The sequence below is a fragment of the Rouxiella aceris genome (genome assembly GCF_012933545.1).
In the GTDB taxonomy this organism is placed as follows: domain Bacteria; phylum Pseudomonadota; class Gammaproteobacteria; order Enterobacterales; family Enterobacteriaceae; genus Rouxiella; species Rouxiella aceris.
Genome location: NZ_JAADJU010000003.1, coordinates 332,447 through 356,593 on the forward strand (window position 1 = coordinate 332,447; position 24,147 = coordinate 356,593).

General features: G+C 50.4%; 15 protein-coding genes. 5 read left to right on the forward strand and 10 right to left on the reverse strand.

The features are described 5' to 3' along the window. Nucleotides 1-47: 47 nt before the first annotated feature. The 3 genes from minE to minC are packed head-to-tail and all read right to left on the reverse strand — an operon-like array spanning nucleotide 48 to nucleotide 1,885. On the reverse strand, nucleotides 48-317 hold the full coding sequence (gene minE / locus GW590_RS07565) for a cell division topological specificity factor MinE (protein WP_169402400.1): 270 nt from the start codon (nucleotides 315-317) through the stop codon (nucleotides 48-50). Between the two features lie 3 nt (nucleotides 318-320). Further along, nucleotides 321-1,133 carry a septum site-determining protein MinD gene (gene minD / locus GW590_RS07570; RefSeq protein ID WP_169402401.1) on the reverse strand — a complete coding sequence of 271 codons (813 nt, stop codon included), beginning with the start codon at nucleotides 1,131-1,133 and terminating at the stop codon, nucleotides 321-323. Nucleotides 1,134-1,192: 59 nt separating this feature from the next. Next, nucleotides 1,193-1,885, reverse strand: a complete 693-nt coding sequence (gene minC / locus GW590_RS07575) for a septum site-determining protein MinC (RefSeq protein ID WP_169402402.1) — start codon at nucleotides 1,883-1,885, stop codon at nucleotides 1,193-1,195. Between the two features lie 136 nt (nucleotides 1,886-2,021). Between minC and GW590_RS07580 the strand changes: the two genes are divergently transcribed. The 4 genes from GW590_RS07580 (at nucleotide 2,022) to GW590_RS07595 (ending at nucleotide 4,875) form a co-directional block, all read left to right on the forward strand. Beyond that, nucleotides 2,022-2,294 carry a YcgL domain-containing protein gene (locus tag GW590_RS07580; RefSeq protein ID WP_169402403.1) on the forward strand — a complete coding sequence of 91 codons (273 nt, stop codon included), beginning with the start codon at nucleotides 2,022-2,024 and terminating at the stop codon, nucleotides 2,292-2,294. Between the two features lie 285 nt (nucleotides 2,295-2,579). Then, the gene (locus GW590_RS07585) at nucleotides 2,580-3,659 is read left to right on the forward strand and encodes a lytic murein transglycosylase (protein WP_169402404.1); all 1,080 of its coding nucleotides are present in this window, start codon (nucleotides 2,580-2,582) and stop codon (nucleotides 3,657-3,659) included. 13 nt (nucleotides 3,660-3,672) lie between these two features. Next, nucleotides 3,673-4,329: a fumarylacetoacetate hydrolase family protein gene (locus GW590_RS07590; RefSeq protein WP_169402405.1), complete on the forward strand. Its 657-nt coding sequence runs from the start codon at nucleotides 3,673-3,675 to the stop codon at nucleotides 4,327-4,329. A gap of 96 nt (nucleotides 4,330-4,425) precedes the next feature. After that, complete coding sequence (locus GW590_RS07595) at nucleotides 4,426-4,875, forward strand: YcgN family cysteine cluster protein (protein ID WP_169402406.1); 450 nt, start codon at nucleotides 4,426-4,428, stop codon at nucleotides 4,873-4,875. Nucleotides 4,876-5,148: 273 nt separating this feature from the next. Here the strand turns inward: GW590_RS07595 and GW590_RS07600 are convergent, their stop codons facing one another. From GW590_RS07600 to dsbB, 4 genes are all read right to left on the reverse strand, one after another. Further along, nucleotides 5,149-6,348: a hypothetical protein gene (locus tag GW590_RS07600; RefSeq protein ID WP_169402407.1), complete on the reverse strand. Its 1,200-nt coding sequence runs from the start codon at nucleotides 6,346-6,348 to the stop codon at nucleotides 5,149-5,151. 383 nt (nucleotides 6,349-6,731) lie between these two features. Next, nucleotides 6,732-7,397: a TIGR02466 family protein gene (locus tag GW590_RS07605; protein WP_169402408.1), complete on the reverse strand. Its 666-nt coding sequence runs from the start codon at nucleotides 7,395-7,397 to the stop codon at nucleotides 6,732-6,734. Between the two features lie 146 nt (nucleotides 7,398-7,543). Next, a complete protein-coding gene (locus tag GW590_RS07610) occupies nucleotides 7,544-8,437 on the reverse strand; it encodes a hypothetical protein (protein ID WP_169402409.1) in 894 nt (297 codons plus the stop codon). A 486-nt stretch (nucleotides 8,438-8,923) separates the two neighbouring features. Then, the gene (dsbB, locus tag GW590_RS07615; protein ID WP_169402410.1) at nucleotides 8,924-9,454 is read right to left on the reverse strand and encodes a disulfide bond formation protein DsbB; all 531 of its coding nucleotides are present in this window, start codon (nucleotides 9,452-9,454) and stop codon (nucleotides 8,924-8,926) included. Between the two features lie 491 nt (nucleotides 9,455-9,945). On the opposite strand from dsbB, the gene fadR reads away from it, so the two are divergent. Then, nucleotides 9,946-10,665: a fatty acid metabolism transcriptional regulator FadR gene (gene fadR, locus GW590_RS07620; RefSeq protein WP_169402411.1), complete on the forward strand. Its 720-nt coding sequence runs from the start codon at nucleotides 9,946-9,948 to the stop codon at nucleotides 10,663-10,665. Nucleotides 10,666-10,928: 263 nt separating this feature from the next. Here fadR and GW590_RS07625 read toward each other — a convergent pair whose 3' ends face one another. From GW590_RS07625 to GW590_RS07635, 3 genes are all read right to left on the reverse strand, one after another. Next, nucleotides 10,929-12,464 (reverse strand): SpoVR family protein, encoded by a 1,536-nt coding sequence (locus tag GW590_RS07625; RefSeq protein ID WP_169402412.1) that lies wholly within the window; start codon nucleotides 12,462-12,464, stop codon nucleotides 10,929-10,931. 380 nt (nucleotides 12,465-12,844) lie between these two features. Further along, nucleotides 12,845-18,178 carry an SET domain-containing protein gene (locus GW590_RS07630; protein WP_169402413.1) on the reverse strand — a complete coding sequence of 1,778 codons (5,334 nt, stop codon included), beginning with the start codon at nucleotides 18,176-18,178 and terminating at the stop codon, nucleotides 12,845-12,847. Between the two features lie 213 nt (nucleotides 18,179-18,391). Beyond that, entirely contained in the window at nucleotides 18,392-24,091 is a 5,700-nt protein-coding gene (locus GW590_RS07635) for an SET domain-containing protein (protein WP_169402414.1), read from the reverse strand. Between the last annotated feature and the right edge of the window lie 56 nt (nucleotides 24,092-24,147).

Sequence of the window (24,147 nt, forward strand, 5' to 3'; positions counted from 1 at the left end):
ATAGCCTATCCTCCCTGTCAGAAACAGGGAGGATCAAACCCGCTCGGTCATTTAGGTGCTTCTTCTGATTCCGGTAAGGTCACGTTCAGTTCAAGCACCGATATATCGTCGCCTTTTTGCTCGAACTGAACGTGGAGCATTTCAGGGTCAATCTGAATGTACTTACAGATCACCGCTAAAATATCCCGTTTCAAATCCGGCAAATAAGCAGGTTCGCTGTCCCCTCGACGCCGCTCAGCTACGATAATCTGTAGCCGTTCCTTGGCTATGTTGGCTGTCGATTTTTTGCGGGACAAAAAGAAATCTAACAATGCCATGGTTTATCCCCCAAACAGGCGTTTCAGGAAACTCTTCTTCTCTTCTTCAATAAAACGGAACGTACGTTCCTCACCCAGCAAACGACTTACTGTGTCATCGTATGCCTTGCCTGCGTCAGACTCCAGATCCAGAATAACCGGCTCACCCTGGTTGGATGCGCGCAGTACCGACTGATCTTCCGGGATCACGCCAATTAAAGGAATGCGCAGGATTTCCAGCACATCTTCCATGCTCAGCATATCACCGCGGTTAACGCGGCCAGGGTTGTAGCGGGTAAGCAACAGATGTTCTTTGATCGGTTCCTCGCCCAGTTCGGCACGACGGGATTTTGATGACAAAATACCCAAAATGCGGTCCGAGTCACGAACAGAAGAGACTTCCGGGTTAGTGGTAATCACGGCTTCATCGGCAAAATAGAGTGCCATCAGCGCGCCGGTTTCGATACCAGCCGGTGAATCACAGACCACGAAATCGAACTCCATTTCGCCCAGTTCAGTCAGGATTTTTTCGACACCCTCACGGGTCAGCGCATCTTTATCGCGCGTCTGCGAGGCGGGCAGAATGAAGAGATTTTCGGTGCGCTTGTCTTTGATAAGCGCCTGATTCAGCGTGGCATCACCCTGAATAACATTGACAAAATCATACACAACGCGGCGTTCACAACCCATAATCAGGTCGAGATTACGCAAACCGATGTCAAAATCAATGACCACGGTTTTTTTGCCTCTTTGGGCAAGGCCGGTAGCAATGGCAGCGCTTGATGTGGTTTTGCCAACGCCCCCTTTACCCGATGTAACAACAATGATGCGTGCCATGTAAGGATTCCTTGTCAAAGGTCGTAGTGACTGTCCGCTTTAGCCATGCGGGCAGAGACTTAATATAGAGGTTTAACGGTTAACACGTTATCCAGGAGGCTAAGTCTTGCTGCCTGTCCAAAAAAATCAGACGGGATTTGCTCACTCAACCAATACTGCCCTGCGATAGAGACTAGTTCAGCCCCCAGATGCGTGCAAAAAATCTGACAATTCGTATCACCGGCAGCGCCAGCCAATGCCCTGCCGCGCATCGTGCCGTAAATATGGATATTTCCATCGGCAATAAGCTCGGCACCGGCACTCACGCTGCTGGTTACAATAAGATCGCTGTTACGGGCGTAAATTTGTTGACCTGAACGGACTGGCGTACTGACAATCCGCGTTTTGGCGGGTGCATCATCTGGCACCACAGGGGCAGCAGGAGGTTCAGCAGCAGTACGATTTGCCCGACCCTCGCTCAACAGCGGTAAACCGGTAAGTGAGATCGCGAGCTTTTGCTGCTCATCCTTGCAACCACTGATGCCGACGACGCGAAAGCCTGCAGAAATGACAGCCTGTTGAATGTTCTTCCAGTCTACATCACTGTTCAGTGCTGCAACGTTAATAACAACAGGGGCATTTTTCAGAAAAGCCGGAGCCTGCTCCACTTTTTCCTGTAATGCCTGGTGAATAACCTCGGGTTGTGCACTATATAAATGCACAACGGATAAGGTAAAACTGCTGCCTTTTAGTTCTATTGGCGATTGTGACATCTATCCTGACTCAGTCTCAGCAACTTTAAATCCCCGGAATACCACACGGGGGGCGATATTCCGATGTACGTTATGCATGGTATAGTTACAGTTATATCTAGGCAAGCCACCGTTCCAATAAAATAGAGTTAAAAAAATGCTTTGTGCGATCTATAGAAGTACCAAACGCGACCAGACCTACCTTTATGTCGAAAAAAAGGACGATTTCACCCAGGTTCCTGAAGAACTGATGAAAAGTTTTGGTCAGCCGATTTTTTCAATGATAGTCAATCTGGGAACCAGAGAAAAACTGGCCACTGCAGATATTGAAAAAGTTAAACAAGAGCTGACTGAACAAGGATATTACCTGCAGGTTCCACCGCCTGTTGAAAATTTACTGAATATGCATCTGAACACCGCAAATAATTAATCAGATTACTCCTTTTTAGCCGGTAAATTTGCGAGCTGATGTCGGTTTTTATTCATCTTTTGCACCGAGTTAGCTCTCATACTCACTTAGCTGCTGCGGTTGCCTGCGCGATAACCCGGGATTTTAGGCAAAATCCGAGATTGCGCGTTTTTAAGATAATCCGCAGCAGGCAGGCATTCACCCTCGGCATCCGACAGAGTACACTTTGCATAGGCCAAGGCGGTGTTGACTACCCGGATATACCACCTGCTGTAAAACCTGCCAGTCATGAAAAGGAAGCATGCGATGAGATTGTCGGTTATCACCCTGGCGATGGGTGTCATTATGTTAACCAGCTGTGCCAGTGATATAAATCATCCGGCGCCATTACCCGCGCCAACTGCCGCTCCTCTGGTGCCAAAGGCGGGGCAAACCACCCTGGCTGCACAAGGGCGCAATCCGGATGAGTTTCCTGCCTATGTGCAACAGCTCAAAGACAAGGCCAGACAGCAAGGCATCAGTCAGGCCACCATCGATACGGCCTTTGCCAACGCTCATTTTATCGATCGGGTAATTAGCTCTGATCGTAATCAGTTGGAAAACAAAATCACCCTCGACGATTACCTCAAACGTGTGCTGCCGGAGTCGAAAATAGAGCAGGGCAAAGTTCAGTATCAGCAAAATGCTACGGCGTTGCAGCAGGTCAGCAGCCGCTATGGGGTTCCCGCGCAATATATTGTCGCCCTGTGGGGCATGGAGAGTAATTTCGGCAAGCTGCAGGGCAAAGAAGATGTATTTTCCGCTCTTGCTACCCTGGCCTTTGAAGGCCGCCGGGAAGCCTTTTTCACCCAGGAGCTGCTTGCTGCCCTGACCATTGTTGATCAAGGCAAGGCAACCAGCGATATGATGAAAGGATCCTGGGCGGGGGCCATGGGCCAGTCACAGTTTATGCCCAGTTCCTATCTGCGCTATGGCGCGGACGGCAATAATGATGGCAAGATCGATATCTGGAGCAATACCGACGATGTGTTTGCCTCGGTGGCCAATTACCTCTCTACCGAAGGCTGGAAATCGGCAGAGGGGTGGGGCCAGGAAGTCAAACTGCCGTCCGGGTTTGATGCCAGTCAACTGGGCCTGAAAAATCCGCAAATGCACAGTGTCAGCGAGTGGCAGCAACAGGGAATAGTCTCGGCCGACGGCAAACCTTTACCCACTTCTGTGACGCGTGCCTGGATCATCACCCCAGATGATCAACAAGGCCGGGCATTTTTGGTTTACGATAACTTCAGAACCCTTATGCACTGGAACCGCTCTTACTATTTTGCTATCAGCATTGGCATGATGGCCGACGGTATTGCGGATAACCCGGCTAAACCTATCGAATAAGGCAGCGGATCCCATGTATCAACATCGTGACTGGCAAGGTGCACTGTTGGAATTTCCGGCCAGTAAAGTCGTCTGTGTCGGTAATAATTATGCAGAACATATTAAAGAGATGGGTAGCGCAAGGGCGGCTGAACCCTTGCTGTTTATCAAGCCGGAAACGGCATTGTGCGATCTTCATCAACCCATTGCCATCCCGACCGAGTTTGGCGTGGTCCATCACGAAATTGAACTGGCGATCCTCATCGGCTCACCGTTAAAACAGGCCAGCGAAGAGCGGGTCGTGGAGGCCATTGCCGGTTATGGCGTGGCGCTGGATCTTACCTTGCGGGAATTGCAGGCCGGTTTTATCAGTCAAGGGCAGCCGTGGGAAAAAGCCAAGGGGTTTGATGGCTCGTGCCCGGTCTCGAGATTTATCCCTGCCGCCGAGTTTGGCGATGCCCAGCAGGCAGAGCTCAAGCTGGTGGTCAATGGTAAAGTACGCCAGCAGGGCAATACGCGGGATATGCTTACGCCTATTGTGCCGCTGATTGCCTATATGAGCCGTTTCTTTACGCTGCGTGCGGGCGATATTATTATTACCGGTACCCCTCCCGGGGTAGGGCCGATGCTGGCCGGCGATCAGATTGAGATATCCCTTAACGGGAAATTATTAACCACGCGAGTAATTTGAGCCGCTGTCGCCGGTGCTTTGCCGGCGGCTTTGCTTGCATCTGACCGCTAAAACGTCTATATAGTCTGCCTGATTTTACTAAAACCGGATGTCACTATGTCTCAACTCGCTTTTTGGCAGCAAAAAACGCTGCCTGAAATGACCGATGACGAATGGGAAGCACTGTGCGACGGTTGTGGGCAATGCTGTTTACACAAATTAATTGATGAAGACACGGAAGAAATTTACTTCACAAACGTTGCCTGCAACCAACTGAATATAAAATCCTGCCAGTGTCGCAATTATGAAAAGCGTTTCACGCTGGAAGAAGACTGTATCAAGTTAACGCGCGAAAATCTTACGACCTTCGACTGGTTGCCGCCAACCTGTGCTTACCGTCTGATTGGTGAAGGCAAAGATCTGCTGCCGTGGCATCCTTTACGCCACAACGCCTCCAAGTCAGCGATGCATACCGCGCGTATTTCGGTCCGCAATATTGCCGTGCGCGAAGACGATGTGGATGACTGGCAGGATCATATCCTCAATAAACCAAGCTGGGCGAAGTAACCGCATGAAGTGAAAGAAAAATTTCATCGCTGTGATACTGTGCGGGGTATATACGGGGCATTGGTCGTAAATCCCGCGTTCGGCATGTTCATTGTGTTGCTGTTTTTTCTTATTACTTTCTTATACGCTCGATAAACTATCTGGGCAGGTGTGTGCCCCATCTGTTCCGTTAGTGCCCCGCTTGCGGGTCCTGTTGGTTTTTCAACTTAAAGTTCGTCAGGCGCTTATTTGAGAGTTTTTGCATTATGTTCATATCGCTCGGCCATTAAAAAATTAATTAAAATAAGTGACAATATCGACAACATTACTTGATTGGTAAGCTTTTTTAATATCATGCTCATTCATGCCTATATCAATTTCAGCATCAGAATGGTCAAGATTAATCGTTAAGCTTCCCGCATCATTGTAAGCCTTTTGCCAGCAATCATTTGCCAGTGTTAAATCTTCAACAATGTCCTGGTCATTGCAATTTTTTACATCTAACACGACTTTGTGAATATCCTTTATAGACTCAGAAAAATCACTGGCTAACGTATGCCAATTTTCTAAAATCTGATACAGATTATCTTTGGCAGAGGAAGATGATTTAGCTAAACCCGTATAAGTTTGAGCCAATAGATGTAGCGTTGACACATTTTGTGCTCGTTGATCCATTTCTCTCTGTGTTGTTTCAATAAGAATTTTTTCTGCTTTTATTTTTTTAGAATTTAAATCAATGAACACGGATGCGGTGATTATTGCGGGTGCACAAAAAAGCCACGCCAAACCTCCTATAGGGAAGGCGAGTATAGTGGCAAGACTGCCTATAGCAATGGCCGCGGCATCGGCAATACCCAGGCAAACAATGCTGGTAGTGAGTCCCATAACGCTCTCATTCAAATCATTAATTGATTTTTTTAATGCAGTGTTTTTTTGCTGATCAACTTTTGCATCTTGACTTGCTATAGTAGCCAGGTTGTGTAATTTTCCTGCTGTTTTGGACAATGCATTCTGAAAATCATTTAAAGCATCAATAGTCCCTTTCACAAAACCGAGTACCATATTTAATTTATTAGCGATGATGGTTAAATCTTGGTTGAGCAGTGATGCATATATAAGACGGCGTTCTGGATTATCGATCATGCACTGAGCCATGGTAATGGCATCAGCAAGTATAATAGTAATGTCCTGGTGGTAGCTTTGGACATCCTGTGGGATATTATCAAATCGAGCAATAACTTGATTTATCCACACGAGAGCATCAGATTGCGCCTCAATATAAGTCTTACAAAACCGAGCCCAATTATCAGGAGGTAATGTCATCGTGGGCAATCTATAGTCTAAAATACTGCTAATCAGGCTATTAACAGTGGCGACATTTGTTTTATAGACTTCTGGTAAAATCGCTTTATAGTGAGATTCAGTTATTGGAGACAAAATTGTGTTGTCATGCATTTTTGGTGCATCTTCGGGTAATACGGACGAAATATGCATACTGAGGCTCCTTTTTTATAAGAATGTGAGTCACTACAGCCAAATACAATGACGACAAAACTGTAGCAGGCAATACCCACTCACTCAATATGGTTATGTATTTTTTTTAATCTATCCCAATAACCCCTGTCTTACTCGCCTGCTAATTAACCTGAACAACCTCCGTTTAGATGAGTCAAGATCATGCCGGAACTCTGTTTCTGCATGGAAGCGGATTTTGCCATATCCCTCTGTTCTCAACGCACCAGGCTGGGTGAAATAACTTGACGGCGCTATAAGCGCCTGAGTTTGATGACAAAGTCGTCTTGATGATCGAGATACCCGGGCATAGCACACCCAGGGGCGCTATAAGCGCCTCAGAGCCTGGTGCCAATAGTTGAGTATTACAGACTAAAGTTAAAGGCGATGGAGATGCGCGGTCGCGTTCCGGTATACAGATTGACCGAGTGTAGCAGCCATGAAGGGAACATGGCGATGGAACCACTTTTTGGGGTGATCGAGGTGGTAAGACCGGCACTTAAGCAGCCTTCAATGCGCATTTTCAGTTCCGGATTGTACATTGACGGCAATACACCGCGCGGGTCACGAAACTGCAGTTCGCCGCCAACATTGGGTTCTTCTTCACTGCTGCCATCATCTACCCAATACACGCAGGACCAAAATGCCCCCGGATGCGCGTGCAGTGCATTGGCATTGCCAGTATAATTGATATTAACCCAGGCGTTGATATTCCAGTCAAATTCCGGCATCACCAGCCCATGCTCCGGGTGCGATACCGCCGTTAATTCGTAGGCTAATTCTTTGGCAAACGCGGTCAGTGCCACGGCGCCTTCACCTGGCCATTGATTGAAATCCGCAGTGGACTGCCATCCACCCTCGTTGCTATGCCGTACGCCATTGCTATTTTCTGCCTGGTTTTGTGCAATTTCTTCTTTCAATACCTGATTGAGGATCTCTGCCGCCGGATGGGCAACTTGTGCCACTGGTGTCACGAAAAAACGGTGGATTTTGATCTCTTCCGGCTTAAGGAGCTTAGGATAGTCTGTCATGGCGTTTATTCCCTGATGAGTAGGCAAGATTTAAATAGATACGCGGAGTTTGTTAGCCAGAGCGTAGCAAATGTCAATAAAAGCAATGGGTCTTTAATCAGCAATTATATGAGTTTATTTAAGGCATGCCGGATATCAGGGGGATCTTAACCCAGAGCGATGGCGTAGCCATGGCGGGGCGCATTGCCTACTGTGCCATAGATTTCTTCCCGGCCATTGATCACCGCCACGGAGTGCCCGTTGCGCTCCAGTGTCCCCAGGGTGCCATTAGCTAATGCCTGGGCACTGCTTTTGCTCATATATGCCGTTAATCCCAGGCGTTTTAATCCCTCACCACTATGCTCGGTATCATCCAGGCTGCGTAATGCATTGGCATAACTACGGTTGGCATGGCCATCATTATTTTCCAGCTGTGCGCGTTTGGCGCTGACGGCGTACATAAAGTTAGCGTCGCCGATCATCTTCTTGTCCTCGCCGATAAACCCTGACGCTCGCGTCGCCTGCTGCAGTTCACCTGGCGATAAACGCAGAGTAAAACCGTCACGCATAGTGATGTTAAAGCCTTCATTATCAGTGGTAACCTGCTGGTAAACCTCTGCCGGGGTTTGCCCAAATTTGATCATCGCCGCTTTAATTGCCGACACCGTGATACAGTTTAGTGAGCCATACGACTGTCTGAATCCATTAAACACTTTGGTGATACTCTGATGAATGACCGGTTTTTCTGGCTGTTCTGTAGACCGGTTTTCAAAAGAGATCTTATTACTCTCAGAGGGAGACAGGTTATTTGCTGTTGCCAGCGCTGATTTAGCAGATAATAACCGGTTGTTGGTAGCAAAATTGATAACCGGGTTTACTGTGTTGTTTAAGTACCCGGCGGGGAGCGTACAGGATGAAGCAGGATTGGCATTATGATTAAAAGAAGCAAACAGCAATAAGGTTAGCTCGGTGATCAACTGCATCAGTAATTCAAGTTCAAACTCCTGAGACCTTTTCATCGCGGCCAAATCCAGCACATTGACATTACTCAGCTTAAGCATCTGCTGCCCATTCTGATGACCTGAATCTGCGGATAACAGTAAAGGCATGCAAGAAGAAAACCTCGCCGTCAGGGCAGGTTGACAAGAAGTGGTAATGTGCATAATGGCAAGCCCTCATATTTTTTGATGGTGGCCTAATAGTTATTGGCCTGGCAGGGGGATGTGTACAAGTTGGGTGGACGGGCCGGGGCAACAGTTCCTGAGGATCTGCCGATTTTTACCGCCGGATATAACGCGCAGAGAGACTGCCGGGAAGATAATTGCCGATTAACAGGCAATAAAAAAGCTCCTTATAGGAAAGGAGCTTGAGTTTGATGACAAAGTCGTCTTGATGATCGAGATACCCGGGCATAGCACACCTAGGGGCGCTCCGGCGGGCAAGCCCGCTACGACCCCAACGGTGCACTCTCCCTAATAACAGACTTTGTCAGCAGTCTGAAGCTCCTTATAGGAAAGGAGCTTTTTCAAAACGGGAGAGCGGATGTATCAACGACCAAATAAATCGCGACGTCTTGGTTTAACAAACTGGGCAAAAACCACCAGAACGCCAATAAGCATAAATACGCTGAAAATCACCACTAGCCACTGTGGCATACCCAGGCTTAGAAACTGCCACTGCTTTTCTGCACAGTCACCGGATGCAACAAAAATGCCTGGAAACCATTTATCCAAAGGTAACCAGCTTGGGAAGCGGGCGGCAAAATCACAGGTAGCAAAAGGAGAGGGGTGAAGCTGGATCATCGTGTGTTGCCATGACAAACGTATTCCTTCCCAGGCACTATAAATCCAGATCACTATAGCGGCATAGCGCAATGAGCTGGACGGAGCAATAGAGCCCACCAAACCGGCTCCCAGGATGCCAAAAAGTGCGCAACGTTCGTAAATACACATGACACAGGGTTTTAACAACATAACGTGTTGAAAATAAAGTGCTACCAGCTCAAGGATCAGAGCGGTAAATGCCATCAAGAGCCAAGCACCGCGCCCCTGCGAGCAACGGTTAAGATATTGCAACATAGGTTTATTATCCATGCAGTAAGCTATCGACAGGCAGTGTAAACCAATTCATCTGAACTGCCAGCAAGTTAAGGAAAAAATCCGCAAAAAATAGCACGTAAATTCGTAGTCTTGCGTGCTTTCTTACTTTTTATGCCACTTTAGCAACAACGCCTAAACATCTGTGAAAGAGTCATGGCTTTTTATTCACCTAATCGTAATCCGATCGCCAAAACTATTCAATTCGTTCGCCGAGCGGCAGGTCACTTGCTGCCATCGTTTAACATACAATTTATGCAATCATCAGTGCGGCGGAATTTATCACGCACGCGGCGTCCCGGCGTTAAAACTTGCCTGGTTTTATTTGATTTATAAAAAAATGCAAGGCCATGCACATTTTCAACATAAGTACCGCAGCGACGCTGTAACGCGAGATTTTCATCTGGTATGATGAGAAGAATTATCACTTCTTGAAAGGCAGCTTGTCGAAGCTGTAACGGAAAGCCTCAACCATGGTTATTAAGGCACAGAGTCCTGCCGGTTTTGCCGAAGAATATATCATTGAAAGTATTTGGAATAGTCGTTTTCCTCCCGGATCTATCCTGCCAGCAGAAAGGGAACTCTCTGAACTGATTGGCGTGACACGTACCACCTTACGTGAAGTATTGCAGCGTCTGGCCCGTGACGGTTGGTTAACAATCCAGCATGGCAAACCCACCAAGGTGAATAATTTTTGGGAAACCTCTGGCCTCAATATTCTGGAAACGCTGGCTCGTCTTGATCACGCCAGTGTTCCGCAACTGATTGATAACCTCCTGTCAGTGCGCACCAATATCGCCACTATCTTTATTCGCAAAGCGATGCGTTCCAATCCAGAAGAGACGCAGCGCGTGCTCGCCCAGGCAACGGTCACCGAAGACAGCGCCGAAGCCTTTACCGAACTCGACTACGGTATTTTTCGCGGTTTGGCCTTTGCTTCGGGCAATCCAATTTATGGGCTGATTATTAATGGATTGCGCGGACTTTATACCCGCGTTGGGCGTTACTATTTTTCTAATCCGCAAGCACGTAAACTGGCCATTGATTTTTATCTGAAATTGTCACAAATCTGTGAAGAAAAACAGTTTGAGCAGATTGTCGAATGTGTGCGCAATTACGGTAAAGAGAGTGGCGCTATTTGGCATAGCATGCAGGGTACCATGCCCAGCGATCTGGCGGATAAGCGTCGCTAGTAAAATAGGCGGCTGCCGGCTGCGTTTTGTGCAAAAAAAAAAGAACCGGCATTTTACTTGCCGGTTCAGACGGCTGACAAAGTCCGTTATTAGGGAGAGTGCACCGTTGGGGTCGTAGCGGGCTTGCCCGCCGGAGCGCCCCTAGGTGTGCTATGCCCGGGTATCTCGATCATCAAGACGACTTTGTCATCAAACTCAACCGGCATTTTGCTTGCCGGTTCTTTTTGATCAGGTGCGGTGTTATTTAATCAGAACACTGCCTTTCACAGCGGCGTCGGACGTGCCGGACAGCGTTCCAGCAACTCAATACTGCCATCTTCATTGAGTTGTTCCATATAGACATCAAACCCCCATAAACGATGAATGTGTTTCATCACTTCGCGACGGCTTTTATCCAGAGGAGCACGGTCTTGCGGAATATAGCGCAGCGTTAGCGAACGGTCGCCGCGCAGATCAACGTTCCATACCTGGATATTTGGCTCATGATTGCTCAGATTATACTGGGCGGAAAGTTCCTGGCGGATCGCGCGATAGCCTTCCTCATTATGAATCGAGGAGATCTCCAGATAATTATTGCGATCGTCATCCAGTACGGTAAACAGGCGGAAATCGCGCATTACTTTGGGTGATAAAAACTGGCTGATAAAACTTTCATCTTTAAAATCCCGCATGGCAAAGTGCAGGGTATCCAGCCAGTCAGATCCGGCAATATCCGGGAACCAATATCTGTCTTCCTCGGTGGGAGACTGACAGATACGCTTCAGATCCTGGAACATGGCAAAACCCAGGGCATAGGGGTTAATACCGCTGTAATAAGGACTATTGTACGGCGGTTGATAGACCACATTGGTATGGCTATGCAAAAACTCCAGAATAAAGCGATCGCTGACTTTTCCTTCATCATAGAGATGATTCAAAATGGTGTAGTGCCAGAAGGTCGCCCAGCCCTCGTTCATTACCTGCGTCTGTTTTTGTGGATAAAAATACTGACTGATTTTACGTACGATACGCAAAATCTCACGCTGCCAGGGTTCCAGCAACGGGGCATTTTTTTCCATAAAGTAGAGGATATTTTCCTGAGGTTCAGACGGGAAGCGACGCACTTGTTCCGGCGCATCTTCTTTATCGCGACGCGGTAGCGTTTTCCACAACTCGTTGACCTGGCTTTGCAGATAAGCTTCACGGCTTTCCTGGCGAGCCTTCTCTTCTTGCAGCGAGATCTTTTGCGGACGTTTATAGCGGTCAACGCCGTAGTTCATCAGCGCATGGCAAGAATCCAGCAGGCGCTCTACCTCTTCCAGGCCATAGCGCTCCTCACACTGGCTGATATAGCGGCGGGCAAACAGCAGGTAATCGACAATAGAACTGGCATCGGTCCAACTGCGGAAGAGATAGTTATTTTTAAAAAAGGAGTTATGCCCATAGCAGGCATGAGCCATAACCAGCGCCTGCATGGTAATGGTATTTTCTTCCATCAGATAGGCAATACAGGGATTGGAGTTAATCACAATCTCATAGGCCAGCCCTTGTTGGCCGTGCTTATAACGCTGTTCGGTCTCGATAAACTTCTTACCGAAGGACCAATGGGTATAGTTGATGGGCATACCAACACTGGAGTAGGCATCCATCATCTGTTCGGAGGTGATAATTTCTATTTGATGCGGGTAGGTATCGAGCCGATAGCTTTTGGCAACCCGGTCAATTTCTTCCAGATAATCCTGGAGTAATTCAAACGTCCAGTCCGGTCCATCACTTAAACGTTTGTCTTCAGTCTTGTGTTCCTGGGTCTTTGTCGTCATCAGCGCACCCTCAGTCAGTTACGGACGCAACATACGGTTTGATTCGGATTTACAAACTCAGTTGTATATAAATCAACGTGTTTTAAAAATGCATCCACTTCTAATCGTAGCTCAATCTGTATGTTGTGGAGGTTTGGGAGGCAATTTTTATTCTCCCGTTGGATCTTGTCAGCTGCGGTGGTGTTACTTTATTGGTGTGGAAGATGACTGCTTAAGGGCAGCAGCGAGTTTTTGCCTGCGCTGCTGTTAAAAGCTATATCCTTCGCCAGCCGGGCTGTCAATTGCCTGGCTAATATTTTTTGATAACTGACTGGTTATCTGAAATATTTATCGCGCGCGTGGCTGGCGTTCTACGATTTATTTTCCTGAATCAGCGGATGTCAGGTGACGGCCAAAATACTTTGCTGTTCTGCCTGACTAAGCGTGGGGATTAATGCACTGATATCATTACGCAGATTTTTGCCATATTCCTGGATATTGCCCACCGCCAGACTGCCTCCCTCTCTTGACAGTAATCCGGCAGCCACTGCTTCAGTCATGCAATACCCTGTCTTGCCTATTGGCAATAACTGGTTAGCGGCAGCATTCACCCGGTAATAGCCATGCTGCATATCCGGCGGCAGAAAAGTGACGTTATGCTGGTGGTTTAGCCAGGCGTCATAATGGTTATGCTGTTGCCGCACCACTAACAGCGGACGATTTGCCTGCAGTGCAATAGCCGGGTTGACGGTATTCCCCGTCCGCGAGTCAAGTACCTGGCTGATACCATTATTGCTGTTGGTGATAACCAGAAAAGCATCAATCTGACGCAAGGTATTGCTGCGGGCAATCAGCGTCGGCATGGCTTCAAAAGCATTATTGATCCAGGCTGTTGGCGTATTAATATTCTCTGCCAGCCAGGAGAGGCCAGACTCCGGGGAGACCTCAGGCGGTTCTTTTTTGATATTGATGCCGTTTGGTGCAACTTTATTCTCCAGCTTATTATCAAGCCACTGTTTTGCCTCCGCTGTCAGCGGGGGCAGTTTTCGGCTTTTTAGTGGTTGAGCAACCCGGTTATCAAGATTCTGCACCGGAATATTATAAAACTCGGCCAACCTTGTCGGCATGATCCCCCAACTCTCGGCTTCAGCCTGATGATCCAGATAAAAATTGGCCACCTGCGTTGCCCTGTACTTATTTTCCGGGTTGGCGGCATCGGGGAGTTTATGTTTGTTAAGCCAGTCCTCTGCAGCAAATGCCAGCGCCTGTCCGGAACTGTTTTGCTGTCTTAAATGCAGCACTGATTTGCCGAGATATTTGGCTGAAACAGCAGACCGGCTGGCGATATGCTGCAGCGTAATATTTTGTTCTTCTATTTCTGCGCGGTGGTCATACCACAATTGTGCCAGGCGCTCCTCTTTACGGGCATTGTCTATGGAGAAATGGGCGTTATAGCCTGGACCATAGCTGATAAGATACTCCTCGCCGGGCTTCACTTTTTTAGTGGTGACATAAAAGGCAATATTTTTACCCACCCGCACTAAGGTCACATTAGGCACCCCCACCGCCGGTGCATCACCCAGCCGATCGGTGTTGATATTGCGCAGTATATTGCCGCTCTCCCAGCCGTTGACACTGCGGCTTGTCGCCTTGGTGCCCCAGCTGTGCGAGATGTTTCTGATGCTGCCGATATGCCGATCGGTATAACTATGCGCGGCTTTAGAATCCAGAAATACCCCGGCATAAGGGCCAAGGACGGTAAATGGCTCAACGTCGCTGCCGTTTTGCGGGTTAAATACACCGGTACCCAGATTAATGATATTGCCCTCGCTATCTTCGCGGTGGGAGGGGAGGGAGACCATGCGGCTTTCCAACTCCTTACCCAGGCGGGTCTCATTTTCAATCTGACGCTGCAATTCCTGTTTCAGCTCCGTCTTAATCTGTTTGACGCTTTTAGCGGGTCGTAGGGCTAGGTCTTTTCTCGCCTTGCTGGCAGCTTTAGCCGACCTTATATCCTGAAATAGCACACCCAGTGCTCCCCAGTTTGATACGTCGAGCTCGCTGGCGTGAGTTTTTCCTTCGGCACTCAACGTCAGGCTGTGGGTAAAATCTTGCGGATCGCGAAGAATAGGCAGGTTGTTATCTACAATGGGAATATCATCCAGTCGCGAGGGTGTCGGATTATGGATATCGATTTCATCGCCGGAATCGGTGAATGTGATCAATTTTACCGGGCCTTTGGTATAAGGCTGGCTATCTGCCTCTATCTTAATCACCGTCGGCGGCGTTGGCGTTGGTGTTAGCGTCGGTGAATTTTGCTTGCGCTGTTGGGTAGTTATTGCCGATAACAGGGTGTGGAGGTTTATCTGATAATGTTCGGCCATCTGTGACTGTGTCAGGCCTGGCCAATCCGCACTATTTCTATGCTTAAGATAGAGTTTTGCCACCTCCTCCGAGGGTATATTTCCCGACTGATTCGGCTGTAAACTGTGCTGCTTAATCCAGATTTCCTGCTCTGGCGTAAGTTGCTTTTGGGCTGACAGTTGACGATTGACCGCGATATGTAGCGTGCTTGCCTTCACCTTATAGTAGCGGGCCAGCTGCGCCTCGGTGATGCCGGGCCACTCTGCGGTATCTTTATGTTCAATATATTGCTTGGCGATATCCCATGAACGGCCCTTTCCCTTGCCATCCCTTTCGAGCAAATGCTGCTCAATCCACAGTTTTTGTTCTGGCTTTAGCGGCTTGCGCGCTTCCTGTTCCCATTTTATTTCCGAGAGCAGAGTATCTGGATTGACTTTATAATATTCAGCCATCTGGTGCCGCGATATATTCGGCCATCCAGGGGTATTTTTGTGGTCTACATACAGCTTTGCCACTTTCTCTACTCCGACCTGAACTTTACCCTGCTGGTTAAGTTGTAGCGGATTGGCATCAAGCCAGGCTTGTTGCTCCGGTTTAAGCTGTTGGTTTAGTGCCTCTAACTTGGCTATTTTATGACACAACGAGTTTTGGTTAACGCCATAATATTTTGCCATCTGTGCCTGGGAGATATTAGGCCAGTCAGGAGTGCCTTTCATTGTCACATATTGCCTGGCAACATCCTCCGTTTTGACCTTGCCCTCGGCATTCGGCGTTATACCGTGCTGCTTAAGCCAGATAGCTTGTGTTGGATCCAACAACTTCTTTGCTGCCTCCTGGCGGAATATGGAGGTGCGCAGGGTGTTCGGGCTTAACTGATAGTAATTGGCCAACTGTGCCGTGGTAATACCGGGCCAGTCTGGTTTGCGTTTGTTGGTAATATACAGCCGTGCTACTTCCTCCATCCCTCTCTTGCCCTTTAATTCATTGCCTTTCAGCCAGGCCGCCTGTTGCGCATTTGGCGGCACTCGTGCTGCTTGTTCCCGGGTAATTTCACCGCGCAGCGTGCTGGGATTGACCTGATAGTAGCTGGCTATCTGCAGTTGGGTGATGCCGGTCCAGTTCGCTGCGGCTTTATGATCGACATACTGTACGGCCACCTCTCTTGCCGATACTTTGCCCTGTTCGTTTGGATCCAACCTGTTGGCATCAAGCCATGCTTGCTGCTCAGGTAGCAGATCGGCTTTAGGGTTTTTTGCCGCTGGAGCTCCTGACACTGCGGAGGCGGGACGTTTTGCCGGTGCGCCGCCTGATAAGCCGATCACGCGTCCTTCGGCATCCACCGATTGTCCGCTCTGAGTAAAGCTGCGGCTTTCCGGCACAAAGCGGTAGACGGTTTTAATCGTCTCATTATTGATTGCCACATAACCGATACTTTTACTGCCATCGCGGGCGGTAACCTCAATCTCGCGATAATGGCGTTGCTGCAGTTCCAACTGTGAGGGGTGCTTGTTTAGCCACGCGGATTGCTGAGCTGAGGTCATGGTATGTAACTGGCCATCCTGGCCCGCCGTTAAATACTTTTCCGTTTTTTTAGTGCCATGGGGCTCAGCGACAAAGCTGCTGTCTGCCCGTTTCACTACCGGCAGATAACGAGGGAAGTGCTGTTGCTGGAGCACATAGAGTTTTCCCGTTTCATTGTGTCGCCAGAGATTGGCATAGTGGCTGTCTTGTTGCAGATGAGGTTCATCAACGGCTTTAGCCTCTGCCCAGCGCAGTAGCGGGCTATCAACCCGTTTTTTTTGCGGGGACGCTGTCGCAGGGGAGAGCTGCGGAGTATTTGATGCGGCAACCGTTATTTTTTTGAACGTCTTATGGGCAACATGATCAAGGCCCAAATCAATGATATCGGCACCGGCAGCGAGGATCTCCTCGGCATCTTCTTTGGTCACCGGCTGATTGAGCAGGGCCTTGCCCAGCAGGGTTAATGCCCAACTGGCCACATTGACGCCAACGGACCCTCTGTCCGATGCGACGCTATACGCGATATTAAATGCCATATCGCCCCCCTGAGCCGAAATACCACCAATGCTGTTATCTTCCGTCCACTGTCCGGTCTGAATAAATGCCGACAGTCTTTCCTGAGCCTGAGGATCGTTCTGCATGGCTTTGATCAGGTCTGTCGCACCCTGGATAGGATTGCGCAACAGATGCCCGACCATCAGCAGACGTATTCCCCAGGCTTCCCGTTCAGTAAAATCGTGGGACACGGCAGCTTGGGGATCGGAGTAAATATAGTAACGATGGTGCAGGGGATCCCACTTTACCGGCACGGCAGGAAGACGTCCGCCGTGGTGGATCACCGCTGGCAGACTGAGACTGCCGATTTTTGCGATGATATTATTGGCTATCGGGGCGTAGTGGTTGCCGAACTGGAAATTCTGCACCTTGCCATGTTTTTGTTTTGTGAAGCCATATAAGCCGGTCTCAGCCAGCAGGGTCAGTAGGGTGGTAATATGGGCGGGGGTGAAAACCGGGGACCACTCCCCAGTGGTGCCATTGTATTCAATGGGTAGCGATGGCCAGTCGCTCGCCGACAATCCAGGCGGGGTTTTAATAAAGAAGCCATTGATCGGCGGTTGTTTGGCGATGCGCTGTAGCCCGTTGCTAATGCCTTTTTGCTGGCTGTTGGCTATCGCCAGCGGCGGTTTTATCTTGTGCTCCTCCACGGGAAAATTGCGACCGTGGATATGCACATAACGCGCCTTTCCTTCGGTGAATAACTGGGTTTTCGGGTCGAGAACACCGGCCAATGGCTTGCCGCGGTGGGCATAAAGGCTTTCCGCCATGGCAGTGAGGAGGGTATTGGGTTCGACGGTCCAGGTGCCGGGTTTGGCATCGGCGATTACTTTTAACGGCGGATAGCCCGGTTGGGTCAGGGCCTTACTCCAGTTTTCCAGTACCGGGAAGCTGTGCCAACGCACCAGATAGCGTCGCGTCGCTTCAACCTGATGGCCGGGAATGGCATCATTTTTACTGCTACGCACATTGAAAATACCCTCCTGCTGATCTTTGGACAATGGACGATCGCTGACCGTTTTGTCTGCACTGACGCCTGTGCCCAGGGCATAGGGGGTAAGGTGGGTACGGCTGACATGTTCAAACACTAAGTTGCCGTTGGCTTGCAGGGTCAGAGTATGTGGGGTGAGAGTATTGTTGCCAGTGGCGGCTGGTGTTTTGGTTGCAGGGGGGCTGGGGTCGGCAGAGAAAGTGCGTTTGCCGAGATGTGGACGGATGTGGTGGGGCTGGGTAATTGCATGATCCTCCACTGACGTGAAAGTCGGGTCGGTAGCGCGAATGGTGGGTAAAGACATACAAGAGACTCCTGTTGCGACCTGTTAACCCGGCGGTAATTGAATCTGAGTGCCGGGATGGGGAGTATTTTTGCGGGAAATATTTTATATCTGGGTGAATAAGATTTACTGCAGGTTCCATACTTGCTGGCACAGTTAGATGATAAAAAAACCGCCATTGGTTAAATGGCGGTCTCAAGACCGAATAGCAGGTTATTTACACTGGCAGAGAACTTAATTATTGGGGATTATGGCTTCCAGTTGCTGCCGTTCTGTTTCACTCAGCGTCAATATTCGCTCGCGTATATCATTGCGCAGACTATGGGCATATTCCTGAATATCACCCCCGCTTAAAGCCTGAGTCCGGTTGCGGCTGATCAGCGCCGCTGCGGTGGCTTCCGTCATGCAGTAACCTGATTCCGCGATCGGCTGCCACTGATTACCCCCATCCGCCGTGTTAATACGGTAATAAGGATGATCGTTGTCTGGCTTGAGAAAAGTGACATTCTGCTGAGGGTTGGTCCAGGCGTCATAATGATTTCCCTTCTGCTGGATAACCACCAGGCGGCGGCCGCTATAAATGGCGTCCTGCGGCTCAACGATATTGCCGGTTCGCGAATCAATAATCTGACTGATGCCATTATTTTGATGGGTGATCACCAGAAATGCGTTTGCCTGACGCAGAGTATTGCTGCCGGCAATCAGCCGCGGCATAGCCTCAAATGAAGGGTCAACCCAGGCACCGGATTGGTTAATATTGGCCGCCAGCCAGGCCAGCGGCGAATTACTGGCAAAGTCTGCCGGTTCCTGTTTGACTTTAACCGTATGGTCCTGAAACGGGTTGTCCTCCAGCCATTTGTCGGCATCGGTGGACAGTTTGCCCTGTTTCTTCGATGCGGGGGGATGGGCTATTTTTTTACGCAGCGCCTGCTCCTGAACACCATAATGCTCTGCCATACGCGTTGGCGTGATACCCCAGCTTTCGGCTTCGGCCTGATGGTTAAGGTATAAATGGGCCACTTCCTGCGTTCTTGGCCGATTGGCGGGCAGCGGGTGATTATCCAGCCAGCGCCTGGCAGCAGTATCCAGCGCCTGTCCGCCGCTGTTTTGTTGCCTGAACTGCAGTACCGCCCGACCCACTTCTTTTGGGTCGAGATAATAGCGCCAGGCCAGATGCTCCAGTGAAATGCCCAGCGATTCGGCTTCAAGACGGTGGTCAAGCCAGAATTGCGCCACCTGCTCCTCTTTTTTGGCGTGATCCATGGCAAAGTGACTATTATAGCCGGGGCCGTAATCGACAAAATACTCTTCACCGGGTTTCACATTTTTGCTGGTGACATAAAAGGAAAGATTTTTACCCACGCGGACCATGGCTACGTTCGGCTCTGCGGCCACCGCCGGGGCATCCCCCAGCCGGTGGGTGTTGATATTGCGCAGTTCATTGCCACTTTCCCAACCGTCGACGATACGTTGCGAAGAGCGGGTTTGCCAGCTATGAGACAGGCTACGCTCGGTGCCCATACGGCGAACCATCCGTTTAATGGCCGGCTCCGAGTCATAAAAAACTCCGGCATAGGGACCCAGCACGGTAAACTTCGGCACCGTGGCACCCGTCTCTGGATTAAAAATCCCGCTACCCAGATTGATAATATTGCCCTGGTCATCTTCCCGGTGTGAGGGGCGGGACACCATGCGGCGGCTGATTTCCGCACCAAGCTGCGTTTCGTTACTGACCTGACGGCGGATCTCGGCAATAAGTTGAGCTTTGACGTTGTCGATCTCTTTTTTGCTCATCTTGTTTATCCCATCGAACAGGCCATTCCATGCGAAAAGATTCAGTTCACTGGCATCGCTTATCCCTTCGGCGCGCAGTGTCAGGCTATGAGCAAACGCGTGCGGATCCCTGAGGATCGGCAGGTTATTATCCGTTGCCGGGAGATCATCCAGTCGGGAGGGGGAGGGGTTATATATTTCCATCTCGCCGCCATCGTCGTTGAGCAAAATCATTTTAACCGGTCCGCTGGCGTGAGGCGGTGTATCCGTTTCTGTTTTGACCGCGTTTTTCTCGGCCCGCGCGCTATTAAGCTTTTTTTCACCGCGCGGTGACAGCCCATTATTGTTGACCAGCGATCCCCAGGAGCTCTGATTTATTGAATTCTTGATAGCATAGCCAGCAGAGCCGCCTGCGGTATCCCGGGCTGATTGTGACATATCCCGCCACGTTCGCAGGTCATCGTTGCTGGGGGGGCGGGTTTTGGTTAGTCGGGATAAACCTCTTGGCGACAGCCCGTTATTGTTGACCCATGAGCACCAGGTGCCCAGATTAATGTTGTGGGTGGTGGCATAACCGACCACACCTCCGGCAGCATCCCGTTGTTCCTGCGACATATCCCGCCAGGCTTTCAGGTCATCGTTGGTCGGTGCCCGGGTTTCCTTAAGTTTTGACTCTCCCTTTAGCGTCAGCCCATCGTTCCTGGCCAGGCTGCCCCAGGTACCCGTATTAATGCTATGCCGGGTGGCATAGCCAGCTGCGCCGCCTGTATTATCCCGTGCCGCCTGCGACATATCCCGCCAGGCCTTCAGGTCATTATGAGTCGGTGCCCGGGTTGCCGTCAGTCTTGACTCACCTTGAGCCGTCAGTCCATCGTTTCTGGCAAGCTGCGGCCAATAACCCTGATTAATACCGTGTTTGCTGGCGTAGCCGACAGCGCCGCCAGCAGTGTCCCGTTGTTCTTGTGACATATCCCGCCAGGCTTTCAGGTCATCATTGGTTGGGGGCCGGGTTTTGGTCAGTTTTGACTCTCCTGGCGGTGTCAAACCATCGTTCTTGGCCAGTCGTGACCAGGTACTTTGACTAATACTGTGCGCAATGGCATAACCGGAAGCGCCACCGGCGGCATCCCGTTCTGCCTGTGGCATATTCTGCCAGGTCTTCAAATCTTCATTAGTTGGCGCACGGGTTTCACTCAGTCGTGACTCGCCTTGTGGCGTCAGTCCATCGTTTCTGGCCAGATTCCCCCAGGAGCCCTGATTAATGCCGTGTTTTGTGGCATAGCCGACAGCACCGCCAGTGGCATCCCGCTGTTCCTGTGTCATATCCCGCCAGGCCAGCAAGTGAACGTGGGAGGGGGCATGAGTTTTCGTCAGCCTTGACTTGCCTCGCAGCGTCAGTCCGCTATTGTTGACCTGTAGATTCCAACTGCTCAGGGTAATGCCATGCGTCGTGGCATAACCGGTCGACCCGCCTGCAGCATCCCGTGCTGCCTGGGTCATATCCCGCCATATTTTCAGATCGGCATGGGTCGGTGCCCGGGTTTCGGTGGTTGCCAGTTTTGATGCTCCCTTCGCCGTCAGTCCATAGTTCCTGGCCAGCAGTTGCCAGGAACCCGGATTAATACCATGTTCAGCGGCATAACCGACAGCGCCGCCAGCAGCATCTCGTTGTTTCTGCGGCAAATCTCGCCAGGCTTTCAGGTCATCATGGGTCGGCGCCCGGGTTTTGCTCAGTCTCGATTCACCTTGCGGAGTCAGGCCATCACCCTTGGCCAGTCGCGCCCAGGAGCGCAAACTAATACTCTTCTCCGCGGCATAGCCGCTGGCACCCCCGGCGTCATCCCGTTGTTCCTGCGACATATTCCGCCAGGCTTTCAGGTCATCGTTGCTGGGGGCACGGGTGTTGGCCAGTTTGGACAAACCGAGGGCTGAGAGTCCGTGTTTATTAGTCAGCGGAGCCCAGGAACCTGCAAGGATCCCCTGCGTCTCGGCATAACCGGCGGGTCCTCCGGCAGCCTTGCGTTCAACCTGTGACATATCTCGCCAGGCGATCAGGTCTTCTTCTGTTGCTGTTCTGGTTTGCCGTTTTTCCGGCGGTCCCTCTTTTTTATCCGTAGCCGGTCGTTTCCTGGGGCCGCCACCGAATAAGCCGATAACTCGCCCCTGGGCGTCTACCGACTGCCCGCTCTGGGTAAAACTGCGGCTTTCCGGCACAAAGCGGTAGACGGTTTTAATCGTCTCATTATTGATTGCCACATAACCGGTGCTTTTACTGCCATCGCGGGCGGTAACCTCAATCTCGCGATAATGGCGTTGCTGCAATTCAAGCTGCGTAGGGTGAGTGTTTAACCAGGCGGATTGCTGGGCAGAGGTCATGGTATGCAACTGGCCATCCTTGCCCGCCGTCAGATAGCGTTGCGTTTTTTTATTGCCATAGGACTCGCTGACAAAGCTGTTTTCTGCCCGTTTCACTACCGGCAGATAGCGTGGATAAGTCTGCTGTTGTTGCACATAGAGCTGTCCCGTTTCGCTATGCCGCCAGAGATTGGGGTAGTGGCTGTCTTGTTGCAAATGAGGTTCATCAACGGCTTTAGACTCCGCCCAGCGCAGTAGCGGGCTATCGGTCAGTTTTTTTTCCACGGTGGTCGTCACTTTTTTAAATGTTTTATGGACAACATGGTCGAGGCCCAGCTCCATAATATCGGCACCGGCGGCCAGCATCTCCCCGGCATCCTCTTCGGTCACCGGCTGATTGAGCAAGGTCTTGCCCAGCAGGGTAAATGCCCAACTGACCACATTGACACCGATGGACCCTCTGTCCGACGCGATACTAAAGGCGATATTAAACGCCATATCCCCCCCCTGGGCCGAGATGCCGCCGATGCTGTTATCTTCCGTCCACTGTCCGGTCTGAATAAACGCCGACAGTCTTTCCTGAGCCTGAGGATCGTTCTGCATGGCTTTGATCAGGTCGGTCGCGCTCTGGATGGGATTACGCAGCATATGTCCAACCATCAGCAGGCGTATTCCCCAGCTTTCCCGCTCGGTAAAACTGGGGGGCACGGCGGCCTGAGGCGCAGAATAGATATAGTAACGGTGATGAAGGGGATCCCACTTTACCGGTACGGCAGGCAGGCGTTCGCCGGGATGGATCACCGCTGGCAGGCTTATATTGCCGATTTTAGCCATGATATTATTGGCTACCGGGGCGTAGTAGTTGCCGAACTGGAAATTCGGCATCGGGTCATGTTTTTGTTTTGCGAAGCCGTATAAACCGGTCTCTGCCAGCAGGGTCAGCAGGGTGGCAATATGGGCAGGGGTGTAAACCGGGGTCCACTCTCCGGTGGTGCCATTATGTTCAATGGGTAGCGGTGGCCAGTCGCTTGCCGACAGTCCAGGCGGGGTTCTAATAAAGAAGCCATTGACTGGCGGTTGTTTGCCGATGCTCTGTAGCCCGTTGCTAATGCCTTTTTGCTGGCTGTTGGCGATTGCCAGCGGGGGCTTTTCCCTGTGCTCTTCCACGGGGAAATTACGGCCATGAATATGCACATAACTTTCCTTTCCCTGTTTAATTAGCTGCGTTTTCGGGTCGAGAACACCGGCCAGCGGCTTGCCGCGGTGGGCATACAGGCTTTCCGCCATAGCAGAGAGGACGGCATTGGGTTCGACGGTCCAGGTGCCGGGCTTAGTATCTGCGATCACTTTTAGCGGCGGATATCCGGGTTGGGTCAGGGCCTTACTCCAGTGTTCCAGCACCGGGAAACTGTGCCAGCGCACCAGATAGCGGCGTGTCGATTCAACCTGATGGCCGGGGATGGCGTCATTTTTGTTCGTGCGTACATTAAACACTCCTTCTTGCAGATCGTTGGACAGCGGTCGATCGCTGACCGTCTTGTCGGATCGTTGGCCGGTGGCCAGGGCATAGGGTGGGAGGTGGATGTGGCTAACATGTTCAAACAATAAACTGCCGTTGGCCTGCAGGGTGAGAGTATGCGGGGTGAGGGTATCGTTGGCGGCGGAGTCGGTTTTTTGGGTAACCGGAGGGCTGGGATCGGCAGAGAAGGTGCGTTTGCCAGGATGAGCATGACGTTGATCAACACTAAAATTATCATTAATTTGCGTCAATTTTGGCGGTTGGGGAGTAATGGCGGGTGATGACATAAAACAGGCTCCTTGAAGAGAATTTTTGCTGTTGTTGGCATTTTGGCGGGAATATT